At 59.9% G+C, this 21,317-nt stretch carries 20 protein-coding genes; 7 read left to right on the top strand and 13 right to left on the bottom strand.

From position 1 onward, the window contains the following. Positions 1 to 97 precede the first annotated feature (97 nt). Positions 98 to 1,096, top strand: a complete 999-nt coding sequence (locus tag ACP7CJ_RS25555; protein ID WP_253398179.1) for an AraC family transcriptional regulator — start codon at positions 98 to 100, stop codon at positions 1,094 to 1,096. 21 nt (positions 1,097 to 1,117) lie between these two features. On the opposite strand, the gene ACP7CJ_RS25560 is transcribed toward ACP7CJ_RS25555, so the two are convergent. Genes ACP7CJ_RS25560 through ACP7CJ_RS25570 form a run of 3 tightly spaced genes read right to left on the bottom strand, consistent with a single transcriptional unit; the run spans position 1,118 to position 3,465 of the window. Further along, positions 1,118 to 2,464: an ATP-binding protein gene (locus ACP7CJ_RS25560; protein WP_276194418.1), complete on the bottom strand. Its 1,347-nt coding sequence runs from the start codon at positions 2,462 to 2,464 to the stop codon at positions 1,118 to 1,120. Beyond that, complete coding sequence (locus tag ACP7CJ_RS25565) at positions 2,461 to 3,138, bottom strand: response regulator (RefSeq protein ID WP_276194419.1); 678 nt, start codon at positions 3,136 to 3,138, stop codon at positions 2,461 to 2,463. Before ACP7CJ_RS25565 ends, ACP7CJ_RS25560 begins: the two co-directional genes overlap by 4 nt. An 18-nt stretch (positions 3,139 to 3,156) precedes the next feature. After that, the gene (locus ACP7CJ_RS25570) at positions 3,157 to 3,465 is read right to left on the bottom strand and encodes a hypothetical protein (RefSeq protein WP_276194420.1); all 309 of its coding nucleotides are present in this window, start codon (positions 3,463 to 3,465) and stop codon (positions 3,157 to 3,159) included. Positions 3,466 to 3,601: 136 nt separating this feature from the next. Between ACP7CJ_RS25570 and ACP7CJ_RS25575 the strand changes: the two genes are divergently transcribed. Beyond that, positions 3,602 to 4,318, top strand: a complete 717-nt coding sequence (locus ACP7CJ_RS25575; protein ID WP_276194421.1) for a 4'-phosphopantetheinyl transferase family protein — start codon at positions 3,602 to 3,604, stop codon at positions 4,316 to 4,318. A 41-nt stretch (positions 4,319 to 4,359) separates the two neighbouring features. Here ACP7CJ_RS25575 and ACP7CJ_RS25580 read toward each other — a convergent pair whose 3' ends face one another. After that, the gene (locus tag ACP7CJ_RS25580) at positions 4,360 to 5,970 is read right to left on the bottom strand and encodes an ATP-binding protein (protein WP_276194422.1); all 1,611 of its coding nucleotides are present in this window, start codon (positions 5,968 to 5,970) and stop codon (positions 4,360 to 4,362) included. After that, positions 5,967 to 6,692, bottom strand: a complete 726-nt coding sequence (locus tag ACP7CJ_RS25585) for a response regulator (protein WP_426102607.1) — start codon at positions 6,690 to 6,692, stop codon at positions 5,967 to 5,969. The genes ACP7CJ_RS25580 and ACP7CJ_RS25585 overlap by 4 nt, the downstream gene beginning before the upstream one ends. Before the next feature lie 784 nt (positions 6,693 to 7,476). Between ACP7CJ_RS25585 and ACP7CJ_RS25590 the strand changes: the two genes are divergently transcribed. Continuing rightward, entirely contained in the window at positions 7,477 to 10,371 is a 2,895-nt protein-coding gene (locus tag ACP7CJ_RS25590) for a ribonucleoside-diphosphate reductase subunit alpha (RefSeq protein ID WP_276194424.1), read from the top strand. A gap of 103 nt (positions 10,372 to 10,474) precedes the next feature. Here the strand turns inward: ACP7CJ_RS25590 and ACP7CJ_RS25595 are convergent, their stop codons facing one another. The 7 genes from ACP7CJ_RS25595 to ACP7CJ_RS25625 form a co-directional block, all read right to left on the bottom strand. Further along, complete coding sequence (locus ACP7CJ_RS25595) at positions 10,475 to 11,569, bottom strand: hypothetical protein (RefSeq protein ID WP_426102605.1); 1,095 nt, start codon at positions 11,567 to 11,569, stop codon at positions 10,475 to 10,477. 188 nt (positions 11,570 to 11,757) lie between these two features. Beyond that, positions 11,758 to 13,074, bottom strand: a complete 1,317-nt coding sequence (flgE, locus tag ACP7CJ_RS25600) for a flagellar hook protein FlgE (RefSeq protein ID WP_276194426.1) — start codon at positions 13,072 to 13,074, stop codon at positions 11,758 to 11,760. A gap of 31 nt (positions 13,075 to 13,105) precedes the next feature. Further along, a complete protein-coding gene (gene flgD / locus ACP7CJ_RS25605) occupies positions 13,106 to 13,831 on the bottom strand; it encodes a flagellar hook assembly protein FlgD (RefSeq protein WP_426102603.1) in 726 nt (241 codons plus the stop codon). A 16-nt stretch (positions 13,832 to 13,847) separates the two neighbouring features. Beyond that, on the bottom strand, positions 13,848 to 14,291 hold the full coding sequence (gene flgC / locus ACP7CJ_RS25610) for a flagellar basal body rod protein FlgC (protein WP_016973698.1): 444 nt from the start codon (positions 14,289 to 14,291) through the stop codon (positions 13,848 to 13,850). Between the two features lie 3 nt (positions 14,292 to 14,294). Further along, positions 14,295 to 14,702: a flagellar basal body rod protein FlgB gene (flgB, locus tag ACP7CJ_RS25615; RefSeq protein ID WP_003175633.1), complete on the bottom strand. Its 408-nt coding sequence runs from the start codon at positions 14,700 to 14,702 to the stop codon at positions 14,295 to 14,297. A 304-nt stretch (positions 14,703 to 15,006) separates the two neighbouring features. Continuing rightward, positions 15,007 to 15,834: a protein-glutamate O-methyltransferase CheR gene (gene cheR / locus ACP7CJ_RS25620; protein ID WP_276194429.1), complete on the bottom strand. Its 828-nt coding sequence runs from the start codon at positions 15,832 to 15,834 to the stop codon at positions 15,007 to 15,009. Positions 15,835 to 15,876: 42 nt separating this feature from the next. Next, positions 15,877 to 16,809 (bottom strand): chemotaxis protein CheV, encoded by a 933-nt coding sequence (locus ACP7CJ_RS25625; protein WP_026140310.1) that lies wholly within the window; start codon positions 16,807 to 16,809, stop codon positions 15,877 to 15,879. 82 nt (positions 16,810 to 16,891) lie between these two features. Between ACP7CJ_RS25625 and flgA the strand changes: the two genes are divergently transcribed. The 4 genes from flgA (at position 16,892) to ACP7CJ_RS25645 (ending at position 19,486) form a co-directional block, all read left to right on the top strand. Continuing rightward, the gene (flgA, locus tag ACP7CJ_RS25630) at positions 16,892 to 17,656 is read left to right on the top strand and encodes a flagellar basal body P-ring formation chaperone FlgA (RefSeq protein WP_426102601.1); all 765 of its coding nucleotides are present in this window, start codon (positions 16,892 to 16,894) and stop codon (positions 17,654 to 17,656) included. A gap of 141 nt (positions 17,657 to 17,797) precedes the next feature. Then, positions 17,798 to 18,121 carry a flagellar biosynthesis anti-sigma factor FlgM gene (gene flgM / locus ACP7CJ_RS25635; protein ID WP_276194432.1) on the top strand — a complete coding sequence of 108 codons (324 nt, stop codon included), beginning with the start codon at positions 17,798 to 17,800 and terminating at the stop codon, positions 18,119 to 18,121. Positions 18,122 to 18,169: 48 nt separating this feature from the next. Next, positions 18,170 to 18,640: a flagella synthesis protein FlgN gene (locus ACP7CJ_RS25640; protein WP_276194433.1), complete on the top strand. Its 471-nt coding sequence runs from the start codon at positions 18,170 to 18,172 to the stop codon at positions 18,638 to 18,640. A 96-nt stretch (positions 18,641 to 18,736) separates the two neighbouring features. Continuing rightward, positions 18,737 to 19,486: a flagellar brake protein gene (locus ACP7CJ_RS25645; protein ID WP_276194434.1), complete on the top strand. Its 750-nt coding sequence runs from the start codon at positions 18,737 to 18,739 to the stop codon at positions 19,484 to 19,486. 59 nt (positions 19,487 to 19,545) lie between these two features. Here ACP7CJ_RS25645 and ACP7CJ_RS25650 read toward each other — a convergent pair whose 3' ends face one another. Beyond that, positions 19,546 to 20,925, bottom strand: coding sequence for an MFS transporter (locus ACP7CJ_RS25650; RefSeq protein ID WP_276194435.1), 1,380 nt, complete (start codon positions 20,923 to 20,925; stop codon positions 19,546 to 19,548). Positions 20,926 to 21,317 lie beyond the last annotated feature (392 nt).

The following is a 21,317-nucleotide window of genomic DNA, read 5'->3' on the forward strand; positions in this document are numbered from 1 at the left end:
AACTCATCGAGTCTCGTCCTACAATTTGGCGGATATCCGCCTTGTCGTGGTACTGGGGGGTGGCTACCATCCGCCACTCCATGGACGAGGCCCTTGCATGCGTGAACGTACCATCGCCAGTCACTACGCCCGAGCCGCCCTCGGCGGTGCGCGCCGGGCCGGCTACGACTACTCGGGCCTGTTGCAGCAGGTGGGCATCACCCCAGAACTGCTGACCGAACCCCGCGCCCGCATCGCGCCGGAACAATTTACCCGGCTGCTGCAAATGCTCTGGCTCGCGCTGGACGACGAGTACCTGGGCTTCGCCGAAGGGCCGAGCAAGCGCGGCACGTTCGCGATGATGTGCCACGCGCTGATCCATTGCCGCACCCTAGAGAAGGCTCTGGAACGCGGCTTATTGTTTTATAGCCTATTCCCACAGGGTCCGCGTTGGCATCTGACACGGGAAGGCGAAATGGCCCGCTTGAGCCTGGACGACTCACAGCTAGGCGACCCAGATCATTTTCTCAGTGAATGCCTGCTGGTGATCTGGCATCGCCTCGGCAGTTGGTTGATCGGCCAGCGCATCCGTCTGCACCAGGCCACGTTCAGCTACCCGATGCCAGCCCACGCCAGCGAATACGACCTGTTGTTTCCCTGCCCACAGGTGTTCGGCGCACCGAACAGCAGCCTGGTGTTTCCTGCCCGTTACTTGAGCCTGCCGCTGCTGCAGGACGAGCGCACGCTCAAGCATTTCCTGCAGCGTTCTCCCGCCGACTTGCTGTCGCGGCCCGATGAAGGCGACAGCTTGAGCAGCCAGATCCGCCGCCTGCTCAGCCGTGACCGCACGCCCTGGCCGGACCTGGACGCCGTTGCCCAACACCTGCACATCAGCCCGCAGACCCTGCGCCGGCATCTGCGTGAAGAAGGCAGCAGTTTTCAAGCGCTCAAGGATGAGTTGCGCCGGGACATCGCCATTTACCATCTGGGACGCGCGAACTTGTCTTTGCAGGAAATTGCCGAGCAGCTCGGGTTTTCCGAGCCGTCGGCGTTTCATCGGGCGTTCAAGAAGTGGACGGGATTGACGCCGGGGGCCTACCGCGCGCAGGAAACCTGATGAGTCAGATCACCCGCTGGGTCACAGGGCCGGGAAGTGAATCTTGAATGCCGCGCCCCCCAACGGTGAGTCCCCCAGAGTCAGGCGCGCGCCGTAGCTTTCAATGATGTCCTTGACCACCGCCAGGCCGATCCCCTGCCCCGGGTGCTGGCGATCCAGCCGCTCGCCGCGTTGCAGAATCCGCGCGCGCTGGTCGGGCGGTACACCGGGGCCGTCATCTTCGATGCACAGCTCAATGCCTTCCTGGCTTTCCACCAGGCTGATGCGCACTTCGCTCAGGCACAGGCGGTAGGCGTTTTCCAGCAGGTTGCCGAGCAGTTCCAGCAAGGCGCCTTTTTCGATGGGCACATCGCACTCGTCCGGCAACTCGAAGGACACCTTGACGCGCTTGTCGCGGTAGACCTTGTCCAGCGTGTCACACAGGCTTTGCAGCACCGGCTGCAGGCGCACCTGATGGCGTACCAAACCGCTTTTACGCAGGCTGGCGCGCTGCAATTGGTAGCTGATCTGCTGGCTCATGCGTTCGATCTGCGATTGCAGCACCCAGGCCTGGTCGCGGTCTTCGGGGCGCTGGGCCATGTCTTCGCTCACGCCTTGCAACACCGCCAGCGGGGTTTTCAGGCTGTGGGCTAAGTCGTCGAGGGAATCGCGGTAGCGAGTACGCTGCTCGCGCTCACTGTGCAACAAACGGTTGAGGGACCCGGTGAGGCGCAGCAGTTCGCGGGGGTGCTCTTCACTGAGGCTTTCGCGGGTGCCGCCTTCGATCTGGTCCAGCTCCTGGCTCAGGCGCCGCAACGCCTGCAGGCCCCAGGTCAGGCCCAGCCAGAGTAAGGTCAGCAATACCAGCAACGCCGCGCCGAAGCCCAGGTAGAGGTTTTCGCGCAGGCCTTCGAGGGTCAACTGGTATTCGCGCACCGGTTGCAGCGCGACGATGCTGAACGCCGCGCTCTTGCCGCCGAGCAGCTTGACCTCGACGTCATACACGAAGAATTCCTGGCCATCGCTCTCGCGAATCCGCGCAAATTCATTCCCACGCCCGTCATAGCGCGGCTTGTAGTTGATCTTTTCTTCCTGGGTCGCCCGCGAGCGCCATACCAGGTGGCCTTCGCGGTCGTAGATATAACCGAGCAACCGGCTATCGGTGAGGTTGAAGCGTTCGTCCGGCAACTGCGCCGGCATCTGCAGGCGGTTGTTTTCGACCCGCGCCGCCGAAATCAAGGTCGTAACGTCCGACGCCAGGCGCTGCTCGATCGAGTCCTGCAAGGCCAGGCTGAACGCGCCCTGCATGGCCGGCAACAACCCCAGCATAAACAGCACGGCCAGGGTGGCGGCCGCCAGCATCAAGCGCACACGTAACGAGCGAATCAACGGCAGCGCTCATTGAACAGATAGCCCAGGCCGCGCACGGTGTCGATCGGTTTGAACCCGGCCGGGCCTTCCAGTTTACGGCGCAGGCGGCCGACCAGCACTTCGATGACATTCGGGTCGCGCTCGTCGTCATCGGGGTAGAGCTGCTCCATCAAGCGGTCCTTGGGCACCACCTGCTGATGGTGACGCATCAGGTACTCGAGAATCCGGTACTCGTAGGCGGTCAGCGCCAGTGGCTGCTCATCCAGCGAGGCTTGCTTGCGATTGAGGTCCAGCAGCAAGGGGCCGGCGACGATGGTCGACTGGGTAAAGCCGCTGGAACGGCGCAGCAACGCATTCATCCGCGCCTCCAGCTCTTCGAACTGGAACGGCTTGACCACATAGTCGTCGGCGCCAGCGGCCAGGCCTTCGACCTTGTCCTGCCAGTTGCCGCGAGCGGTGAGGATCAGGATCGGGAAGGTCTTGTCCTGGGTGCGCAGTTGGCGGATCAGGTCAAGGCCACCCATGCCGGGCAGGCCGAGGTCGATGATCGCCAGGTCATGGTTGAATTGGCCGGTCTGGTACAAGGCCTCTTCCGCGTTGGCCACGGCTTCGACCACATGCCCGCTGTCGGTCAGGCGGGTATACAGGTGATGACGCAACAGCGCCTCATCTTCCACCACCAGCAATTTCATAAGGCTCTCCAAGGCAAATCAACTGTCCGACAGAGGGATATCATAGCGGCCCTGCAGGTCTTGCGGGCGCAGTTTAATGCCATTGTATTGGCCACTCAGGTGCTCATAACCGGCGCGGTAAGCCGCCTGCGGGGTGCTCAGGCCCAGCGACTGGCCCCACGGCGCGACCTGGCTGCGCACCTCGTCGAAGCTCACACGCTGCATCAGCGTGCTGGATTTCTTGGTTTTCTCGCGACCGAATCCCGCAAAGGCACCATCGCTGGCCTGCGCCCCGGCGGTGGCACTGAGCATGGTCAATGCCAACATAAGCTTCTTGATCGCAGTCATGGTGCCTACCTCTACGCGTTTTGGCTGTGGACCCACACTACGCAAGCGCCCCTGAACTCCCCCTGAACAGGCTCTGAACCTGGCCTGAACCGCTGCGGGCTATCCACTGGCGCGTCAACTCGGCAAAATACCGCGCATGACGCCCCTACCCGCTTGCTGCACCCCGCTCGACGCCCATTGGCCGTTGCCCGATCCCTTGCCGGGCACGGTGCTGCTCAGTACGCGCTTTGATCCGGCCTTGTTGATCGCCGATGATTTCCAACGCAGCGCCGTGCCGCCGCCGGCGAGCATCCAACGCTCGGTGGCCAAGCGCCAGGCGGAATTTCTCGCCGGCCGGTTATGCGCCCGCGCCGCCTTGCAACAGCTCGATAACCTGGACTGCGTGCCGGCAATCGGCGAAGACCGTGCGCCGGTGTGGCCGCACCATATCTGCGGCTCCATCACCCACAGCAGCGGGCACGCGGCGGCGATTGTCGGTCACAAGGCGCAATGGCGTGGGCTGGGGATGGACCTGGAAAATGTCCTGAGCCTGGAGCGCGCCGAACGCCTGGCCGGGGAAATTCTCAGCGCCGCTGAGTTGCAGCGCATGGCCCTGTTGCCGCGTGAGCAACATGCGCTGCTGGTGACACTGACGTTTTCGGCCAAGGAGAGTTTGTTCAAGGCGCTTTACCCGATCGTGCAGAAGCGCTTTTATTTTGAGCATGCCGAGGTGCTGGAATGGTCAGAGAACGGGCAGGTGCGGTTGCGGCTGCTGACGGACTTGTCCGAAGAGTGGCGTCACGGTAAGGAATTGGTTGGGCAATTTGCGGTGGAGGGGGAGCAGTTGTTGAGCCTTGTAGCAATCAGCGTCTGATCGAGCGTCATCGACGGTTCGACTTGCCCCCGATAGCAGTGTCAGGATTTATCCTGGTCCCTAGGCCAACTCAGGCTGAAGCATGCCCCTCCCAGGTTGTTGCTCTTGCTGATCAACGCCCGCCCGCCATGCCAATAAATTATCCGCCGCACAATCGATAAGCCTAGGCCATGCCCGCCCGAGGCGCGGGTGCGGCTATCGTCCAGGCGCAGGAAAGGCGTGAAGATGCGCTCCCAGGCGCTTTCCGGTACGCCGGGGCCATCGTCTTCCACATCGATGCGGCAGCGCAGTTGGCCGACCTGGTAGCTGATCAGTACCTGACCCTGGGCATGGCGCATGGCGTTGCTCACCAGGTTTTGCAGGGCACGGTGCAGGTAGCGCGGCTCGGCATCGACCCAGGCATCGTCCCAATGCGCCGATGACAGGCAAATACCACGGGCCACGTTGACCTGCGGACGCAGTGGCGATAATTCGCCGATCACCTGGTCGAGCAACGCATTGAGGTCGACCCGCTGGAAATTCAGCGCCGGCGCGCCCTGCTCCAGGCGCGCGTAGGTGAGCATTTCGTCGACCAGGCCGTCGAGGTCCTGGATATCGCTGTCCATGCCTTCGAGGTATTTGCGCCGGGCCTGCGGGGTGGCGGCGTCGCCGATCATCTCCAGGCCGAAACGCAGGCGTGCCACCGGGGTGCGCAGTTCGTGGGACACGGCGCGCACCAGTTCGCGCTGGATCGCCAGCAACTGCTGCAGGTGCTCGGCCATGCCATTGAAGGCGGCGGCCAGGCGCCCTACCGAGTCGGCGCCACGCGCCGGCACGCGCACTTCCAGGTTGCCTTTGGCAATACGCGTGGCGGCCGCTTCCAGGCCTTTGAGGCGGCGCTCAAGCTGACGCACCAATAGATAGACGATCAGGCCAATCAGGGTCAGGCCGATCAACGCAATCAGGATCAACCATTGCGCCGGGTAAGGGTTCATTTGATACAACGGGCCGATTTCAAGCACCCAGGGCGTGCCGACCATGCCGGCAAACACCCGAATCGAATCGCCACCCTTGCCCAGCGCCATCACCGTATCGCCCTCCGCCACGCGGCGGCGCTGGTCGTCATCCATATCGGCCTGGTCGAGGGCCATCAGGTGCATCTCGAAGCCAAAACCCTTGGCTTCTTTTATAGCGGCCAGCCGCTGCGGCTGCTCGGCCACCGGGAAACGCACCAGTTCGTCGGCCAACAGGTAAATGGTCGCGCGCGCCAATTGCTCGCTGATCTGCTGCACTTCACCTTCCAGCACCAATTGATCCGTCTCGCTGACCAACCGCAGCACCCGTGCCGCATGGGGGCCGGTCTGTTGCACCAGCACCTGGCCGTGCTGCAGGCGGGTGCGCTGGCCGAGGTCCAATTGAGCATCGGTGTAGGTGCGCAGCGTCAGAGGAATACCCAGCAGGCGTTCCCACACCGCCAGCGCGCGCTGGCGCTCAATCGCGCTCATGGGTTGCAGGTTATCGCCCATCAAGGCAAACGTGCCGTGGGCCAGGCGCTCACGGTACTGCCCGCTGCGCACGTCATTGAGCAGGTGCAACGCCAGCACGCCCAACAGCGCCACCAGGATCAGCGCCGCACACATGCCGCCGTAGATGCGCAGGAAGATCGAGTTCACAGCGGCATGTCGGCGGCGGCTTCGGGGACGAACAAATAGCCTTTGCTGCGCACGGTCTTGATCAGGCGCGGGTGGATCGGGTCGTCGCCGATCTTCGGACGGATACGCGAGATGCGCACGTCAATCGAGCGGTCCTGGCCGTCGTAACCGATGCCGCGCAGGGCGATGAAGATTTCTTCGCGGGACAGGATGCGCCCGGCATTCGCCACCAGCAGCCACAGCAGGTCGAACTCGGCGCTGGTCAGTTCGATGCCCTCGCCCTGCAGCCAGGCTTCGCGCAGGGCGTTATCCACCAGCAGCGGGCCGAATTGCAGGCGGCGCTGGTTTTCCACCACGACGGGTTCCGCCGGCTCGCTGCGGCGCAACAGCGCCTGGATACGTGCCAGCAACAGGCGCGGACGCACGGGTTTACACACGTAGTCGTCGGCGCCCATGTCCAGGCCCAGTACCTGGTCCATGTCGTCGGTACGTGCGGTGAGCATGAGGATCACTCCGTCGTAGCGCTCGCGCACCTTGCGGCAGATGCTCAGGCCGTCTTCGCCGGGCAGCATCAGGTCGAGGATCACCAGGTCCGGCTGCTCGGCGATGATCCGCGCGGCAGCCTGGGCGCCATCGCCTTCCACCGACACGCACAGGCCGTTGCTCTCCAGGTACTCGCGGGTCAACTCGGCCAATCGCTCGTCATCCTCGACGATCAGAATTTGCCAGGCTTCATGCTCCACAGGTAATCCTCGTTGTTATTAAGGAATTGATTGGCCTGCTCGATCTAAAGGTGGGAGGGAGCAAGCCCCCTCCCACCTTTAGATCTTCGCCAGCCATACCCTATTTGTAATGTTGTAAGGGCATAAAAAAGATCGATTGTAGCCATGCCCCAACCCTCAAACACAAGCCAGGAAATGCATTCGGTGATCACGTTTTTTTGTGATAGGGTTCGCGCCCTCAAAAATCCAATGGGCCGTTTTTTCCTTGGAATATTCAGTGACAAACGGCGCGGTCCAGCAGTACTGCGGCCTACACGGGCATTCTAGGTTTCATACACATTTTACCCACAGCGTTATCCACAGACCTTGGATTGCTAAGCCTCCAAAAACGCATTATCTTGTACCTCGGCGCAAAAAAAACCCTACATGTAGGGTTTTGAGCGAAAAGACCAAACACAAATCAGACAAGAAACTCAAGTCCTTTCTTGCTCCTGTTTGGTCCAACTCCAGCATTTTTTAAAGCCCAAACCGCTCAAGCGGATGGCAACCGTTTTAGCGCGCCAACAGCGCAAAACGGTACGGGTGTTGCAGTGCTTGAACTTGGCAACTGTCACCCACCAGGAATACGGCGAGGAGCTTTTGAGCTCTAAACCGAAGACTTCGGCATGGAAGCGGCGCGATGAGCTCCCTTCCTCCTGTCTCGAAGTTGTTATGCCAGGCCCAGGCCTGCTGTAAGTGCTTCAGGACGGAACGGTGGGCGCCGTGATGGTGCCCAAATAAATATAGAATGTGGAGACAACACCCCATGCAAACCGACACAACTCGCGAGAACCCGCAGGGCTCCGTGCCGCAGGCCGCTGATTCGAATATGGATCTGTCCGCCACTGCACCAGGCCAATTGCGCGTGATCAAGCGTAACGGCACTGTCGTTCCTTACACCGATGACAAAATCACCGTCGCCATCACCAAAGCGTTTCTTGCAGTTGAAGGCGGCACCGCTGCCGCCTCGTCGCGCATCCACGACACCGTTGCCCGCCTGACCGAACAAGTCAGCGCGACCTTCAAGCGTCGTATGCCTTCGGGCGGCACCATCCACATCGAAGAAATCCAGGACCAGGTCGAACTGGCCCTGATGCGTGCCGGCGAGCAGAAAGTCGCCCGCGACTACGTGATCTACCGTGACGCCCGCTCCAAAGAGCGCGCCGTTCGCTCCCCAGTCGACGAAGCCGCCGTACAAGCGCACCCATCGATCCGCATCACCCTGGCCGACGGCACATTCGCGCCGCTGGACCTGGGCCGCCTGAACACCATCATCACCGAGGCCTGCGAAGGCCTGGAAGAAGTCGACGGTGACCTGATCCAGCGCGAAACCCTGAAGAACCTGTACGACGGCGTGGCCCTGACCGACGTCAACACCGCCCTGGTGATGACCGCCCGTACCCTGGTTGAACGTGAGCCGAACTACTCGTTCGTGACCGCGCGCCTGCTGATGGACACCCTGCGCGCCGAAGGCCTGGGCTTCCTCGGCGTAGCCCCCAGCGCCACCCACCACGAGATGGCCGACCTGTACGCCAAGGCCTTGCCGGCGTACATCACCAAGGGTATCGAATACGAATTGCTGAACCCGGTCCTGGCCACCTTCGACCTGGAAAAACTCGGCAAGGCGATCAACCACGAGCGCGACCAGCAGTTCACCTACCTGGGCCTGCAAACCCTGTACGACCGTTACTTCATCCACAAGGACGGTATCCGCTTCGAACTGCCGCAAGTGTTCTTCATGCGCGTGGCCATGGGCCTGGCGATTGAAGAGAAGCACAAAGAAGACCGCGCCATCGAGTTCTACAACCTGCTGTCGTCCTTCGACTACATGTCGTCGACGCCGACCCTGTTCAACGCCGGCACCCTGCGTCCACAGCTGTCGAGCTGCTACCTGACCACCGTGCCGGATGACCTGTCGGGCATCTACCACGCGATCCACGACAACGCCATGCTGTCCAAATTCGCTGGCGGCCTGGGTAACGACTGGACCCCGGTGCGCGCGCTGGGTTCGTACATCAAGGGCACCAACGGCAAGTCCCAGGGCGTTGTACCGTTCCTGAAAGTCGTCAACGACACCGCCGTAGCGGTCAACCAGGGTGGCAAGCGCAAAGGCGCTGTCTGTGCCTACCTGGAAACCTGGCACATGGACATTGAAGAGTTCATCGAGCTGCGCAAGAACACCGGTGATGACCGTCGTCGTACCCACGACATGAACACCGCCAACTGGATTCCTGACCTGTTCATGAAGCGCGTCTTCGACGACGGCAAATGGACCCTGTTCTCGCCATCCGAAGTGCCGGACCTGCATGACCTGACCGGCAAGGCTTTCGAAGAGCGTTACGAGTACTACGAAGCCCTCACCGAGTACCCAGGCAAGGTCAAGCTGTTCAAGACCATCCAGGCCAAAGACCTGTGGCGCAAAATGCTGTCCATGCTCTTCGAAACCGGCCACCCATGGCTGACCTTCAAAGACCCGTGCAACCTGCGCAGCCCGCAGCAGCACGTGGGCGTGGTCCACAGCTCGAACCTGTGCACCGAGATCACCTTGAACACCAACAAGGATGAGATCGCCGTTTGCAACCTGGGCTCGATCAACCTGCCGAACCACATCGTCAACGGCAAGCTAGACACCGTGAAGCTTGCACGCACCGTGAACACCGCCGTGCGTATGCTCGATAACGTCATCGACATCAACTACTACTCGGTGCCACAGGCGCAGAACTCCAACTTCAAGCACCGTCCAGTCGGCCTCGGCATCATGGGCTTCCAGGACGCTTTGTACCTGCAGCACATTCCTTACGGTTCGGATGCAGCGGTCGAATTCGCCGACAAGTCCATGGAAGCGGTCAGCTACTACGCGATCCAGGCTTCCTGCGACTTGGCCGACGAGCGCGGTGCCTACGAGACGTTCCAGGGTTCGTTGTGGTCCAAAGGCATCCTGCCGCTGGATTCGCAACAGATCCTGATCGCGCAACGTGGCCAGAAGTACATCGACGTTGACCTGAACGAATCCCTGGACTGGGCGCCGGTACGTGCCCGTGTACAGAAAGGTATTCGTAACTCCAACATCATGGCCATCGCGCCGACCGCAACCATCGCCAACATCACCGGCGTATCGCAGTCGATCGAACCGACCTACCAGAACCTGTATGTGAAATCGAACCTGTCGGGCGAATTCACCGTGATCAACCCGTACCTGGTTCGCGACCTGAAAGCCCGCGACCTGTGGGACTCGGTCATGATCAACGACCTGAAGTACTACGACGGTTCGGTGCAGCAGATCGAACGCATCCCGCAAGAACTCAAAGAGCTCTACGCGACCGCGTTCGAAGTGGACACCAAGTGGATCGTTGACGCCGCCAGCCGTCGTCAGAAGTGGATCGACCAGGCGCAGTCCCTGAACCTGTACATCGCCGGCGCTTCGGGCAAGAAGCTGGACGTGACCTACCGCATGGCTTGGTACCGTGGCTTGAAAACCACTTACTACCTCCGTGCCCTGGCCGCGACCAGCACCGAGAAGTCGACCATCAACACCGGCAAGCTGAACGCGGTTTCCAGCGGCAACCACGGTGATGACTCGGTGCTCGCCGCACCTGCCGGCCCGGCGCCAGTGCCGAAAGCCTGTGCGATCGACGAGCCGGATTGCGAAGCGTGCCAATAAGCTGAGTCGGTTCCGGGCTTGATTGCCCGTGATTGAAAAAACCTCGATAGACCCTAGCTGCAGTTGGGTTTATCGGGGTTTTCTTTTGCCCAGGCAAAGCCCGTCAGTTGCCGAACAATATGGTCGCAATCCCTGTCTTGGGCACCCCACCCCGCTTGCCCCACAGTTCAATCCGGCCGTCGATCACCGCCATCGAATGACCGCCGTACTCCACCGTCCCCGACTTGCTGTTTCGCAAGTCGGCATCCGTGGACTGCCGGTAATTGTTGCGCAGCCCCAGGCGGTCCAGACCTTCCCGACTGTACTCACCATCGTTGAGCGTGCGTATGCCATCCAGAAAGCTGCGCCCGGCAGTGCCATCGTTGTTTTCCATTTGCGCCCGTTTTGCACTCACGGCAAACATGAAGTTGGCGTTGGTCATCATTTTTGGATCATCCCCCTGGAAACGTGCATGAGTGGCAGCTAGCCGCACTTCATCCTTGGTCAGATCAACCTTGACACCATCGCGCATGGTCACCGAGTAGCCATTACCCGTTTCCTTGACCTCCTTGAAGACATCGGTGGGTTTCTCGCCAAAGTGCATCATGGCGGATTTGATCGCTGAAACCGTCACGCAATTGCCGTCCGGCCCCTGCTTGAAGCCGCTCCAGATATTCTCCGGTTTTTTTCCCGGCTCACTGTTATCGGGTTTGTAGTCGAAATGCTTCGCGCCTTCGGTAATCGCCTTGTTGCTCATGGCCTCGCTGGGGCCAAAACCACCGCCGCCGCCTCCACCGCCTCCACCTCCACCTCCACCTCCACCTCCTCCCGGCGAGGGGGAAGGAGAGGGAGAGGGTGAAGGGGGTTTATCCGGAGACGGGCCATCAGGAAACGCCTCCGGAAAGGCTCTCTTCATGAAATCGAGAAAACCCTCGGACGCATCTTTCTTCAGATCATCGAGAATCTCCTTGAATTTCTCTTCACCAAGCTCCTTTCGCTTTTCATTCAGCTTGTCCCGCAACTCCTGGGCCGTCTGGTTCTTCGAGGTTTTTTCGGCGTCTTCAAGCTCTTTGATCAGCTTTGTGACGCTTTCCTTGACGGCGCCCGTGTCTTGCTGGGTGCCATCAGACTGGCTGGCGGCCTTCAGGTGTTGCCCTGCCCCCCCACTTTCGTAACGCACACCCCCGACCCCTTGGCCAGATACCGATGAACTCCACATATCGCCTCTCCCCAACAATGAGAGAACCCAACGCCTCTCGGCTGGATAGGTGGAAAGACAGGTGTGGCGCGTTCCAACAAAGGCGTGTCATCTCGTAACCGCATCGGTAGTGGGAAAAGGTCTTAATGCCAAATAAAACGCAAAAAAAAGCCCCTCGATCGAGGGGCTTCTTGTGCAGCGCTAACGCATCAGGCCATCTGGATGATGGTCTGCATGATGGTGCTCTGCGTGGAGATGGTCTTGGCGTTCGCCTGGTAGTTGCTCTGGGCCTTGATCAGGTCCACCAGCTCGTTGGTCAGGTTGACGTTGGAGTTCTCCAGGGAGTTGGCCACGATCGAACCGAGGGTACCGGCTTGAGGGGCGTCATAGCCCGGCTGGCCCGAAGCGTAGGTCTCCTTCCAAGTGGTGCTGCCCGCTGGCTGCAGACCTTGCTCATTGTTGAAGCTGGCCAGGGAGATCTGGCCAATGGCCTTACTCTGCTGGTTACTGAAGGTGGCGAACAGTACGCCGCTGCCGTCGATTTTCAGCCCGGTGATCTGGCCGGTGGCATAACCATCGGTGACCGGCGGGTTGCGGTAGCTGGCCGAATTGTACTGGGTGATACTCGCCATGTTGACCGCAATACCACTCGTGTTGGCCGCAGCGCCGTTAGCTGTCCATACACCATTGGTCACGGTACCCGGTTTCCAGTCGGAAATGGTCAGGGTGGTGTTGGAGGTCGTGCTAGGCGGCGTAACCACGCCAGTGAGCTTACCGGAGGTGTCGAACGATAAGGTCGACGCTACAGGTGCCACTGCGCCTGTGCCACTGATCGGTGTGCCATTAGGGTTAACCCCGTCGATCAAGGTGTAGGAGTTCCATTGGTTGGAACCCGTCTTCACCAGGTACTGCACCATCGGGTGGGAGTTGCCTTGGGTGTCGTACAAGGTGGTGCTGTACTGGGTGGTGAAGGTACTGGTGTCGCTTGGGTTGAATGGCTTGGCCACCTGGTCGATCACCGCCTCCGAGGAGTTCAGGTTACTGGTGGAGTCCACGGTGCTGGAGGCTTTAGGCGGTAGGTTCGACAGGCTCACTTGCAGGTCGACCAAGCCGCCCTTGACGATCTTGCCGTTGGCATCCGCCGCGTAGCCCTGCAGGCGCGAAGTACCGGTGTTGTTGGTGATATAGCCGTCTTTGTCCGAACGGAAGGCACCACTACGGGTGTATTCCAGCGACCCGTCGCTGCCCTTCTGTACGAAGAAGCCGCCGCCCTGGATCGCCATGTCCAGGATGCCACCCGTGTTGTTGACGTCACCCTGGGTAAATTGCTGGGACACCGCCGCCAGGTTCACACCGTTACCGACGCTGTTCTGGCCGGTGCCCAGTTTGGACGCCGCGTAGATATCCGCGAACTCCGCGCGGGACGCTTTGAAGCCAGTGGTCGCGACGTTGGCGATGTTGTTGCCGGTCACGTCCAGTTGTTTGTTGGCCGCATAGAGGCCGCTAAGGCCGATGTTAAAAGACATGTTTCTCTCCCTCTGCCGTATTTAGCCGGCTCTATGTACCGATAGTCTGAATTTGCGACAGCTTGACGCTGCCCATGCCGCCAGCAAGGTTAAGCAGCATTTCGCCGCCGGTCTGGCTGAGGGTCACGCTGGTGACCGTCGCCGGCAGAGAAGTCGCCAGTGCCACCGAGTCGCCTGTGTCGTTCTTGGTGGTGGCCGCAAAGGTGTAAGTCCCGGCAGCCGCGACCTCACCATTGGCGTTCTTGCCATCCCAGATGAAGTCGGAACTACCTGCGCTCTGTGCGCCCAGATCGAGGGTGCGCACCACGACGCCGTCTTTGTCGGTGATCTTGACCGAGACGTTGCCCGTTGCCGCCGTCACCGCGACCGAGCCGGTCATGCTCTTGCTGGTATCCACCAGCGCCGTGTCGGTCTGGGTAATGATCGAGCGGCCTACCAGCGACGAAGCCTGCAGCGCCTGCGACGAGCTGTAGTTGCTGGAGATGTTGTTTACCGAATCATTCAGGGTGTTGATGCCCTCCAGACTGCTGAACTGCGCCAACTGAGACACGAACGCACCGTTGTCCTGGGGCGACAGCGGGTTCTGGTTTTTCAGTTGGGTCACCAACAGTTGCAAGAACGCATCCTTACCCAGCGACTGGTTGCCCGTTGCCGCCTTGGTGGCGGAGGTGAGGCTGCTGTTGGTCGTCGCAGTACTGACCTTGCTATTGAACAGGTTCTGGACTGCCGTGTTGTTCGTCGTATCAACAATGGCCATTGTTTGGCACCCCTTATCACTGACCCAGGGTCAGGACCTTCTGCATCATGGTTTTGGCGGTATTCATCATTTCCGCGTTGGTCTGGAACGAGCGGCTGGCGGAAATCATGTCAGCCATTTCCTCGACCACGTTGACGTTCGGGTAGTACACGTAGCCTTTTTCGTTCGCCGCAGGGTGATTCGGCTCGTAGCGCGCTTCCAGATTGCTCTGGTCTTCCACCACGCCGAGTACCTGCACGCCTTGTCCGGCAGCATCCTGGTTCTGGAACAGCGAATCGCTGCCGCCGCTCTGGCCGCCCTGGAACATGGTGGCGAACACCGGGTGACGCGCGCGATACGTCTGGTCAATGCTCGAAGACACGGTCTCGGCGTTGGCGATGTTACTGGCGACGGTGTTCAAACGCGTGGTCTGCGCGCTCATGCCACTGCCGGCAATATTGAAAACACTGGCTAGGGACATGGCTTACTCTCCACGCAGGGCTGACATCAGCCCTTTGAATTTGCTGTTAAGCAGGGTGAAGCTGGCCTGAAAGTTCACCGAGTTCTCGGCGTAGGCCGATTGCTCCAACTGCGCGTCGACGGTGTTCTGGTCGATCGATGGCTGCATCGGGGTGCGATACAGAAGCGACTCGTCACCACTGCTCAGGCCTTGCGCTTCGATATGACGGCTATTGGTCATGTTCAAGGCGAAGGTGCCGTTCTTGGTCTTGTCCTGCTGTGCGGCGAGCACGGCGGAGAAGTCCAGGTCCCGAGCCTTGTAGTTCGGGGTGTCGGCGTTGGCAATGTTGTTGGCCAGAACCTCCGCACGCTGGGCGCGAAAGCCCAGGGCTTGTTCATGGATACCGAGCGCTTTATCGAAGCTGATGCTCATGGCGGAAACCTTTAGGCTGACCTGCTGTTCGTTAACAGGGTTAAAGCAAGGTACATGCCAATCTGATGGGAGCCCATATATCAAGGGGTTGCGGGGAGATTGCCGGCGGCAATGCCAGAAAAGCGGCAACCGGTTTCCGCGTGGCGCCAGTAAAGCGGCAATCGCGGTTGCCGCTATTGGGAAGTTTGCAGCGCAAACAAATGTGGGAGGGGGCTTGCTCCCGACGGCGGTGTGTCAGTGATAGTTACATCAACTGAACCGCTATCGGGGGCAAGCCCCCTCCCACACGTTGACTGCGTGCGACTTACTTGGCCTGGTAAATGATCCCTGGACTGCACTGCACCATCTGGAAATGATCCGGCAGGCCGTTCAGCGCCTCGGATGCACCGAGGAACAGATAACCACCGCGCTTGAGCGTGCCGTGGATGCGCAGCAGGATGTCTTTCTTCACTTCGGCCGAGAAGTAGATCAGCACGTTGCGGCAGAACACCATGTCGAACTTGCCCAGGCTGGCGTAGCTGTCGAGCAGGTTGAACGAGCGAAACTCCACCCGGCTCTTGATCGGCGCCTTGACCGCCCAACGCCCCGCGCCTTTCGGATCGAAGAAACGCTGCAGGCGTTCCGGGGACAAACCGCGGCCCAGGGCCAGGCTGTCATACTCGCCGGTCTTGCAGTTGGTGAGCATGGTGCCGGACAAATCGGTCGCGACAATTTGCGCACCGGCCTTCAACTGGCCCATGTTGGTCCGCTCGAACTCGTCGATGGACATCGAAATCGAGTACGGTTCCTGCCCCGAGGAACAGGCTGCCGACCAGATCCGCAAACGCTGACCCGGGCTGGCCTTGATGGCCTCGGGCAGCACTTTGCTCTTGAGTACTTCAAAGGGATAGGTGTCGCGAAACCACAGGGTTTCGTTGGTGGTCATGGCATCGACCACCATTTCCTTGAGCCCGCTGCGCGGCTGGCTCTGAATCCGCTGGACCAACTCACCGAGGGACTTTATACCCTGCTGTTCCATCAGTTTGTTGAGACGGCTGGATACCAGATATTGCTTGTTTTCACCGAGCAATATGCCACAGGCTTTTTCCAGGAAGACCCGGAACTGTTCGAAATCCAAATTACCCGTAGACAATGATACCGCCTCTTAAATCGTGTGACCGCCAGGGAAATCCCCCTAGCCGTGATCTGCTGCCTTGATCCGGTCGACTACCCGGGATGCCAGGTCATCAGGGCGGAACTTAGCCAGGAAGTCGTCAGCACCGACCTTCTTGACCATCGCCTGATTGAATACGCCCGACAACGAAGTATGCAGGATGATATGCAATTTTTGCATGCGTGGATCGTTACGTATCTCAGCCGTAAGGGTGTAACCATCCATTTCCGGCATCTCGATGTCGGAAATCATCATCAAAAACTCTTCTTCCGGCTTCTTGCCTTCATCCACCAGCTTGCGCAAGTAATCCAGCGCCTGGCGGCCATCATTGAGCGCCACCACCTCAACGCCGATGGTTTGCAGGCAACGGGTCACCTGTTTACGCGCCACCGAGGAGTCGTCCACCGTCAACACCCGCAGCGAAACCGCCTTGTGCGCCGTTTCGGCATCGACGACGCCAACCGAGATCGCTTCGGAAGTCGGTGCGACTTCGGCGAGGATTTTCTCCACGTCGATGATTTCCACCAACTGGTTGTCCACCCGCGTCACCGCCGTGAGGTAGTGATCGCGACCGGTGCCCTTGGGCGGTGGATGGATCTCTTCCCAGTTCATGTTGACGATACGTTCCACCGAGCGCACCAGGAAACCCTGGGTCTTGGTGTTGTATTCGGTAATGATCACAAACGGGTTCTCGCGGTCTTGCAGGCCGGCCGAACTCGTGGCCAACGCCAGGTCGAGAATCGGAATGGTCGCGCCACGGATGTTGGCTACGCCACACACCACCGGGCTCGACTTGGGCATGATCGTCAGCTTGGGACACTGCAGCACTTCCCGCACCTTGAACACGTTGATGCCATATAGCTGCTTGCCGTCCAGGCGAAAAAGCAACAGTTCGAGGCGATTCTGCCCTACCAGCTGTGTGCGCTGGTTTACTGAATCCATTACACCTGCCATGCCCAGACTCCTACGCTAAAACCTTTGGGGGTACGACGCGCACCCAACACTAAACGGCACGAGCTTTGCTTTTTATTTGGTCATGGATATGAAAACGACAGTTTCCCGACGCACCAGCCGCCCACGGTACCGCAGATTACTCTGCGCCTGGATGGCGTTGTTTACCGTGGGCGCAAGCGCCACTACCCGCGCCGACAACGTCACATTGCCTGATCTACTTATCGGCGTCACCCAAGGCTTTCTTGAGTTCACTGTAGAAGATTATCTGGCAACCACTCAGACGCCAGGACGTTATGAAATCCAGGTCAACCAACTGGACCCGCGCCTGCGCATGCCGATGTGCGACAAGGAATTGACAGCCACCCTGGAAAGCCCGGCCCAACCCATTGGCCGCGTGACGGTCAAGGTCCGCTGTGAAGGTGCCTCGCCCTGGACCGTGTTCGTGCCCGCCCAGGTCAAACTGTTCCGCGATGTAGTCGTGGTATCGCGGCCGCTTAAACGCGGCGGAATCATCGGCGATGAGGATGTCATCTTGCGTGAGCGGGACATCAGCCTGATCAATCAGGGCTACCTGACGTCAGTGGACCAGGCTGTTGGGCAACGATTAACCCGACCAATGGTCAGCGATCAGGTCATCACCCTGGTCAATCTTGAACAGGCCGAGGTCATTCGCAAGGGCGACCAGGTCGTCATTTCCGCGAGCAGCGGCGGGCTGAACGTGAAGATGCCGGGCGAAGCGCTGTCCAACGGCGGCATGAGCGAACAGATCCGGGTCAAGAACCTCAACTCCAACCGCGTCATCAGGGCACGGGTCACAGCGCCCGGCCAAGTCGAGGTCGCTTTATAGATAGCTGGAATAGGACGCCAGCTTTTCCTACACTGTAAGCCTGACGTTCGTGCATGCAGGTTTATTGTCAATCGCGCCTAAAGTTTGTACGGGTATGGCCGAAAACATGGCAAGCGTCCAAATACCCAGAGGTTTTTTATCATGGTCATCGATTTCAGCCGTTTGAATAACGCCCCGGCTTTGCCAGGCACTACGCGCACCAGCGGCACCAAGGACAGCGTAGAAGCCAAGGCCCAGCCTCTGCCCGCCAAGGCAGAACAGGCCGGCGCCAGCCAAAGCGGGGAATCCGTACACCTGAGCAATGAGGCTCAACAGTTGCAGAAGGTCACTAACTCGCTGCGCGATCAACCCGTCGTCAATCAAGCCCGCGTGGCCGAATTGAAACAGGCGATCGCCGATGGCAGCTATAAAGTCGACAGCAACCGTGTAGCCAGCAAGCTGCTTAACTTCGAAGCCGAGCGCTAGGCAAAGGCCTGCGCCAGGCTTTTGGACGCTTAAAACCCAAGGCCAGCCATGCACCACGACGAAAATCTGCTTCAACTGATCATTGATGATCTGGCGCCGACGCAACAATTGCTCGAGCTGCTCAAAGAAGAATCCCTGGCCCTCTACGGCCGGGATATGCCGCTGCTGGAAGAAATCCTGGCGCGCAAACAATCGCTGATTGTCCTGCTGGAACAGCACGGCAAGAAGCGTAGCCAGATTCTCGTCAGCCTCGGCCTGCCGGCTGATCAAGACGGCCTTGCGCAGTTGGCCAGTCACTCCTCGGTCGGCGATCAGTTGCTGGCCCAGAGCAAAGAACTCAATCAATTACTCACCCAGTGTCAGGAAGCCAACCTGCTCAACGGTCAGTCGATCCAGCTTCAGCAAACCACGACGGCCAATCAGTTGCGCATACTCCACGGCGGCGAACCTCCGGCCCTGTATAACGCCCAAGGTTCTACCTCACGCCTGGTTAAGCCAAGCACCCGCAGCCAAGCCTGACGCCGGTTTAAAGCGTGCCCTATCCAAGGCGCGCGACATACTGGCAAAATGACGGTTATTGCGTGTAGTCGTATTTTGTCTGGAGATGGAAGAACCGTGTTCAACGCCCTTAATGCGGAAGATGCTCCGCAGCCACCCAAGGTGCTCACCACGCCTCTGGAAATCGCCGGCACCTTGCGAATGCTGCAAGAAAGCCATGACCCGCTGATCATCACCTTCCATGAGCGCAGCCAGCGCTTTCAAAGCTACCTGGTCGACGTCAACCGGGACAGCAAGACCCTGGCCCTGGACGAAATGATTCCACGCGATGGCGAACGCCACCTTGAGAATGGCGAGCCTTTCCGCATCGAAGGCTTTCACGACGGTGTACGCATCGCCTGGGAAAGCAACGGCACCCTGAGCATCAGCGAAAAAGGCGGCCACCGTATCTACACCGGCAGCATGCCGGACGAGGTGGTCTACCATCAGCGCCGCAATGCGTTCCGTGCCGCGCTGAAGCTGGCACAACTGGTGAACATCGAGCTGGGCGGCGAGAAACTCAAGGCCGCGCCCACCGGCAAACTGTTGGACATCTCCGCCACCGGCTGCAAATTGCGCTTTGAAGGCGATATTTCCGATCGACTGCAGTTGGGCGAGGTCTACGACCGCTTCATCGCCGCCCTGCCCTTCGGCAGCATGACCACCTCGGTCGAACTGCGTTACCTGCACTTCGAAGAGAAGATCAACACCACCTTCGCCGGCGTGCGCTTCCACAACATGAGCGGCCTGGTGCAGCGCCAGGTCGAGCGTTTCGTGTACCAATTGCAACGCGAAGCACGGCGCTTCGACAAAGACGACGATTTTTAAGCACTGAGATCGCGACAAAAAAACGGGCAGACCCTTTCGGGATCTGCCCGTTTTTGCATTCAGGGGCGCGCCCTGCTCAGGTCATGGGGGTGCTCATCCGGGCCCAGTGGTTCCGGCGGCCCTTCGAAAGGCGGCTCATCGGTCGGTGGTTCGGAGTCGGTTTCAGGCTCCGCAACAGGCGTCTGCATCTGCTCCTGCACCATCTGCTCATCAACCCGCGGATCAAGTGCAGCCACCAGCGGCGAGCTGGACATGCTGTCAGGCATCGCCACGTGGTGCAGCGGTGCGTCATCGACCTGATGCAGGTTGGTCACCGCTTTAGGACGGATACGCCACACCAGGATCAGCGCGCACAGGCTGAAAAACGCGTAAAGCATCTGGCTACCAAACAGCTTCATCACCACACCAGCCAGCAACGGCCCGATACTGGCGCCAACGCCGTAGGTCACCAACAACATGGCCGTCAGCGATACCCGCCGATCACCTTCAACGTGGTCATTGGAAAACGCCACGGCCAGCGGGTACAGGCAGAACTGCACCAGCGAACACAGGAACCCGGCCACGAACAGCACTTCCAACGGCACCTTGCTCAGGATGGCCAACGGCAATGCCGCCACCGCCAGGCACAGGGCGAAGCAGCGAATCAACAGCGCACGATCGTAACGATCGGACAGCCAGCCCAACGGCCACTGCACTAGCAACCCGGCAAAAATGCAGCTACCCATGAAGAGACCGACCTGCTCGGTGGTCAGCCCCTGCTGGGACGCATAGAGCGGCGCCAAACCGTAGAACGAGCCGACGATCAACCCCGCCCCCAGCACTGTACTCAACGACTGCGGCACCCGCTGGATAAAGAAGCGCGGCTCCATCGGCGCCGGACGCAGGGGCGCCGGGTGAATGCGCCGGGTCATGGCCACCGGCACCAGGCACAGGGCGAAGCACAGCGCCACCACCATCAGCAACTCGAGGCCGAGCTGGGGATGCATCACCAGGATCAACTGCCCCAGCACCAGGCCAAGGTAGGACGCGATCATATAGCCGCTGAACACCACACCACGCTGCCGGGCATCCGCCTGCTCGTTAAGCCAGCTTTCGATGACCATGTACTGGCACATCATCCCCAGGCCCACAATGACCCGCAGCACGATCCAGGCCGGCAGCCAATCGATCAGGCCATGGCCCAACACCGCCGCGCCGACGATCCCGGCACAGGTGGCATACGCCCGAATATGCCCGACCCGGGCGATCAGGCGGTGGCCGATCTTGCCGCCCAGGACCAGGCCAGAATAGTTGGCCGCCATCAGCGCGCCGACCCATAGGCTGTCCACGTTGTCAGCCGCCAGGCGCAAGGCCAGGTAAGTACTGAGCAGGCCGGAGCCGATCAGCATCATCAAGGAGGCGAAATAAAGGGCTCGAAAAGATTTCCAGATCTGGCGCATCGGCGTTCCGAGCGGCTCCTTGCAGTGAGGGTCAGGGCTACCGGCATGATAGTCCCGGGGGGTCGGGTCCGGACAGGCACCAGGTGCTGTTTCCGGGGATTATTTTGCTTTAAAGCGATTGACTACAGCTCAGACGCTACCGGGTGACGTACAAGGTACAAGGTTGCGCAAAATACACGCCGCACCTCCTGTGAACGTCGCCAACGCGCAAGGTTCGACCGGGTGTTGAAAAGACCGAGCGCGCCCAAAAAAGCCCCCCTGTACATAATTGCCCGGACACCCGCATCGACAATGCGTATCGGCGCGCATTGTTGCTGTTTCATCAACAATGTTTTCCAGTCTTATGGATTTATCCAAAAAACCAGCGCTATAAACTGGTCCGCGCGTTAATC

Source organism: Pseudomonas sp. PSPC3-2, from assembly GCF_049897085.1.
Lineage (GTDB): Bacteria > Pseudomonadota > Gammaproteobacteria > Pseudomonadales > Pseudomonadaceae > Aquipseudomonas > Aquipseudomonas paraveronii.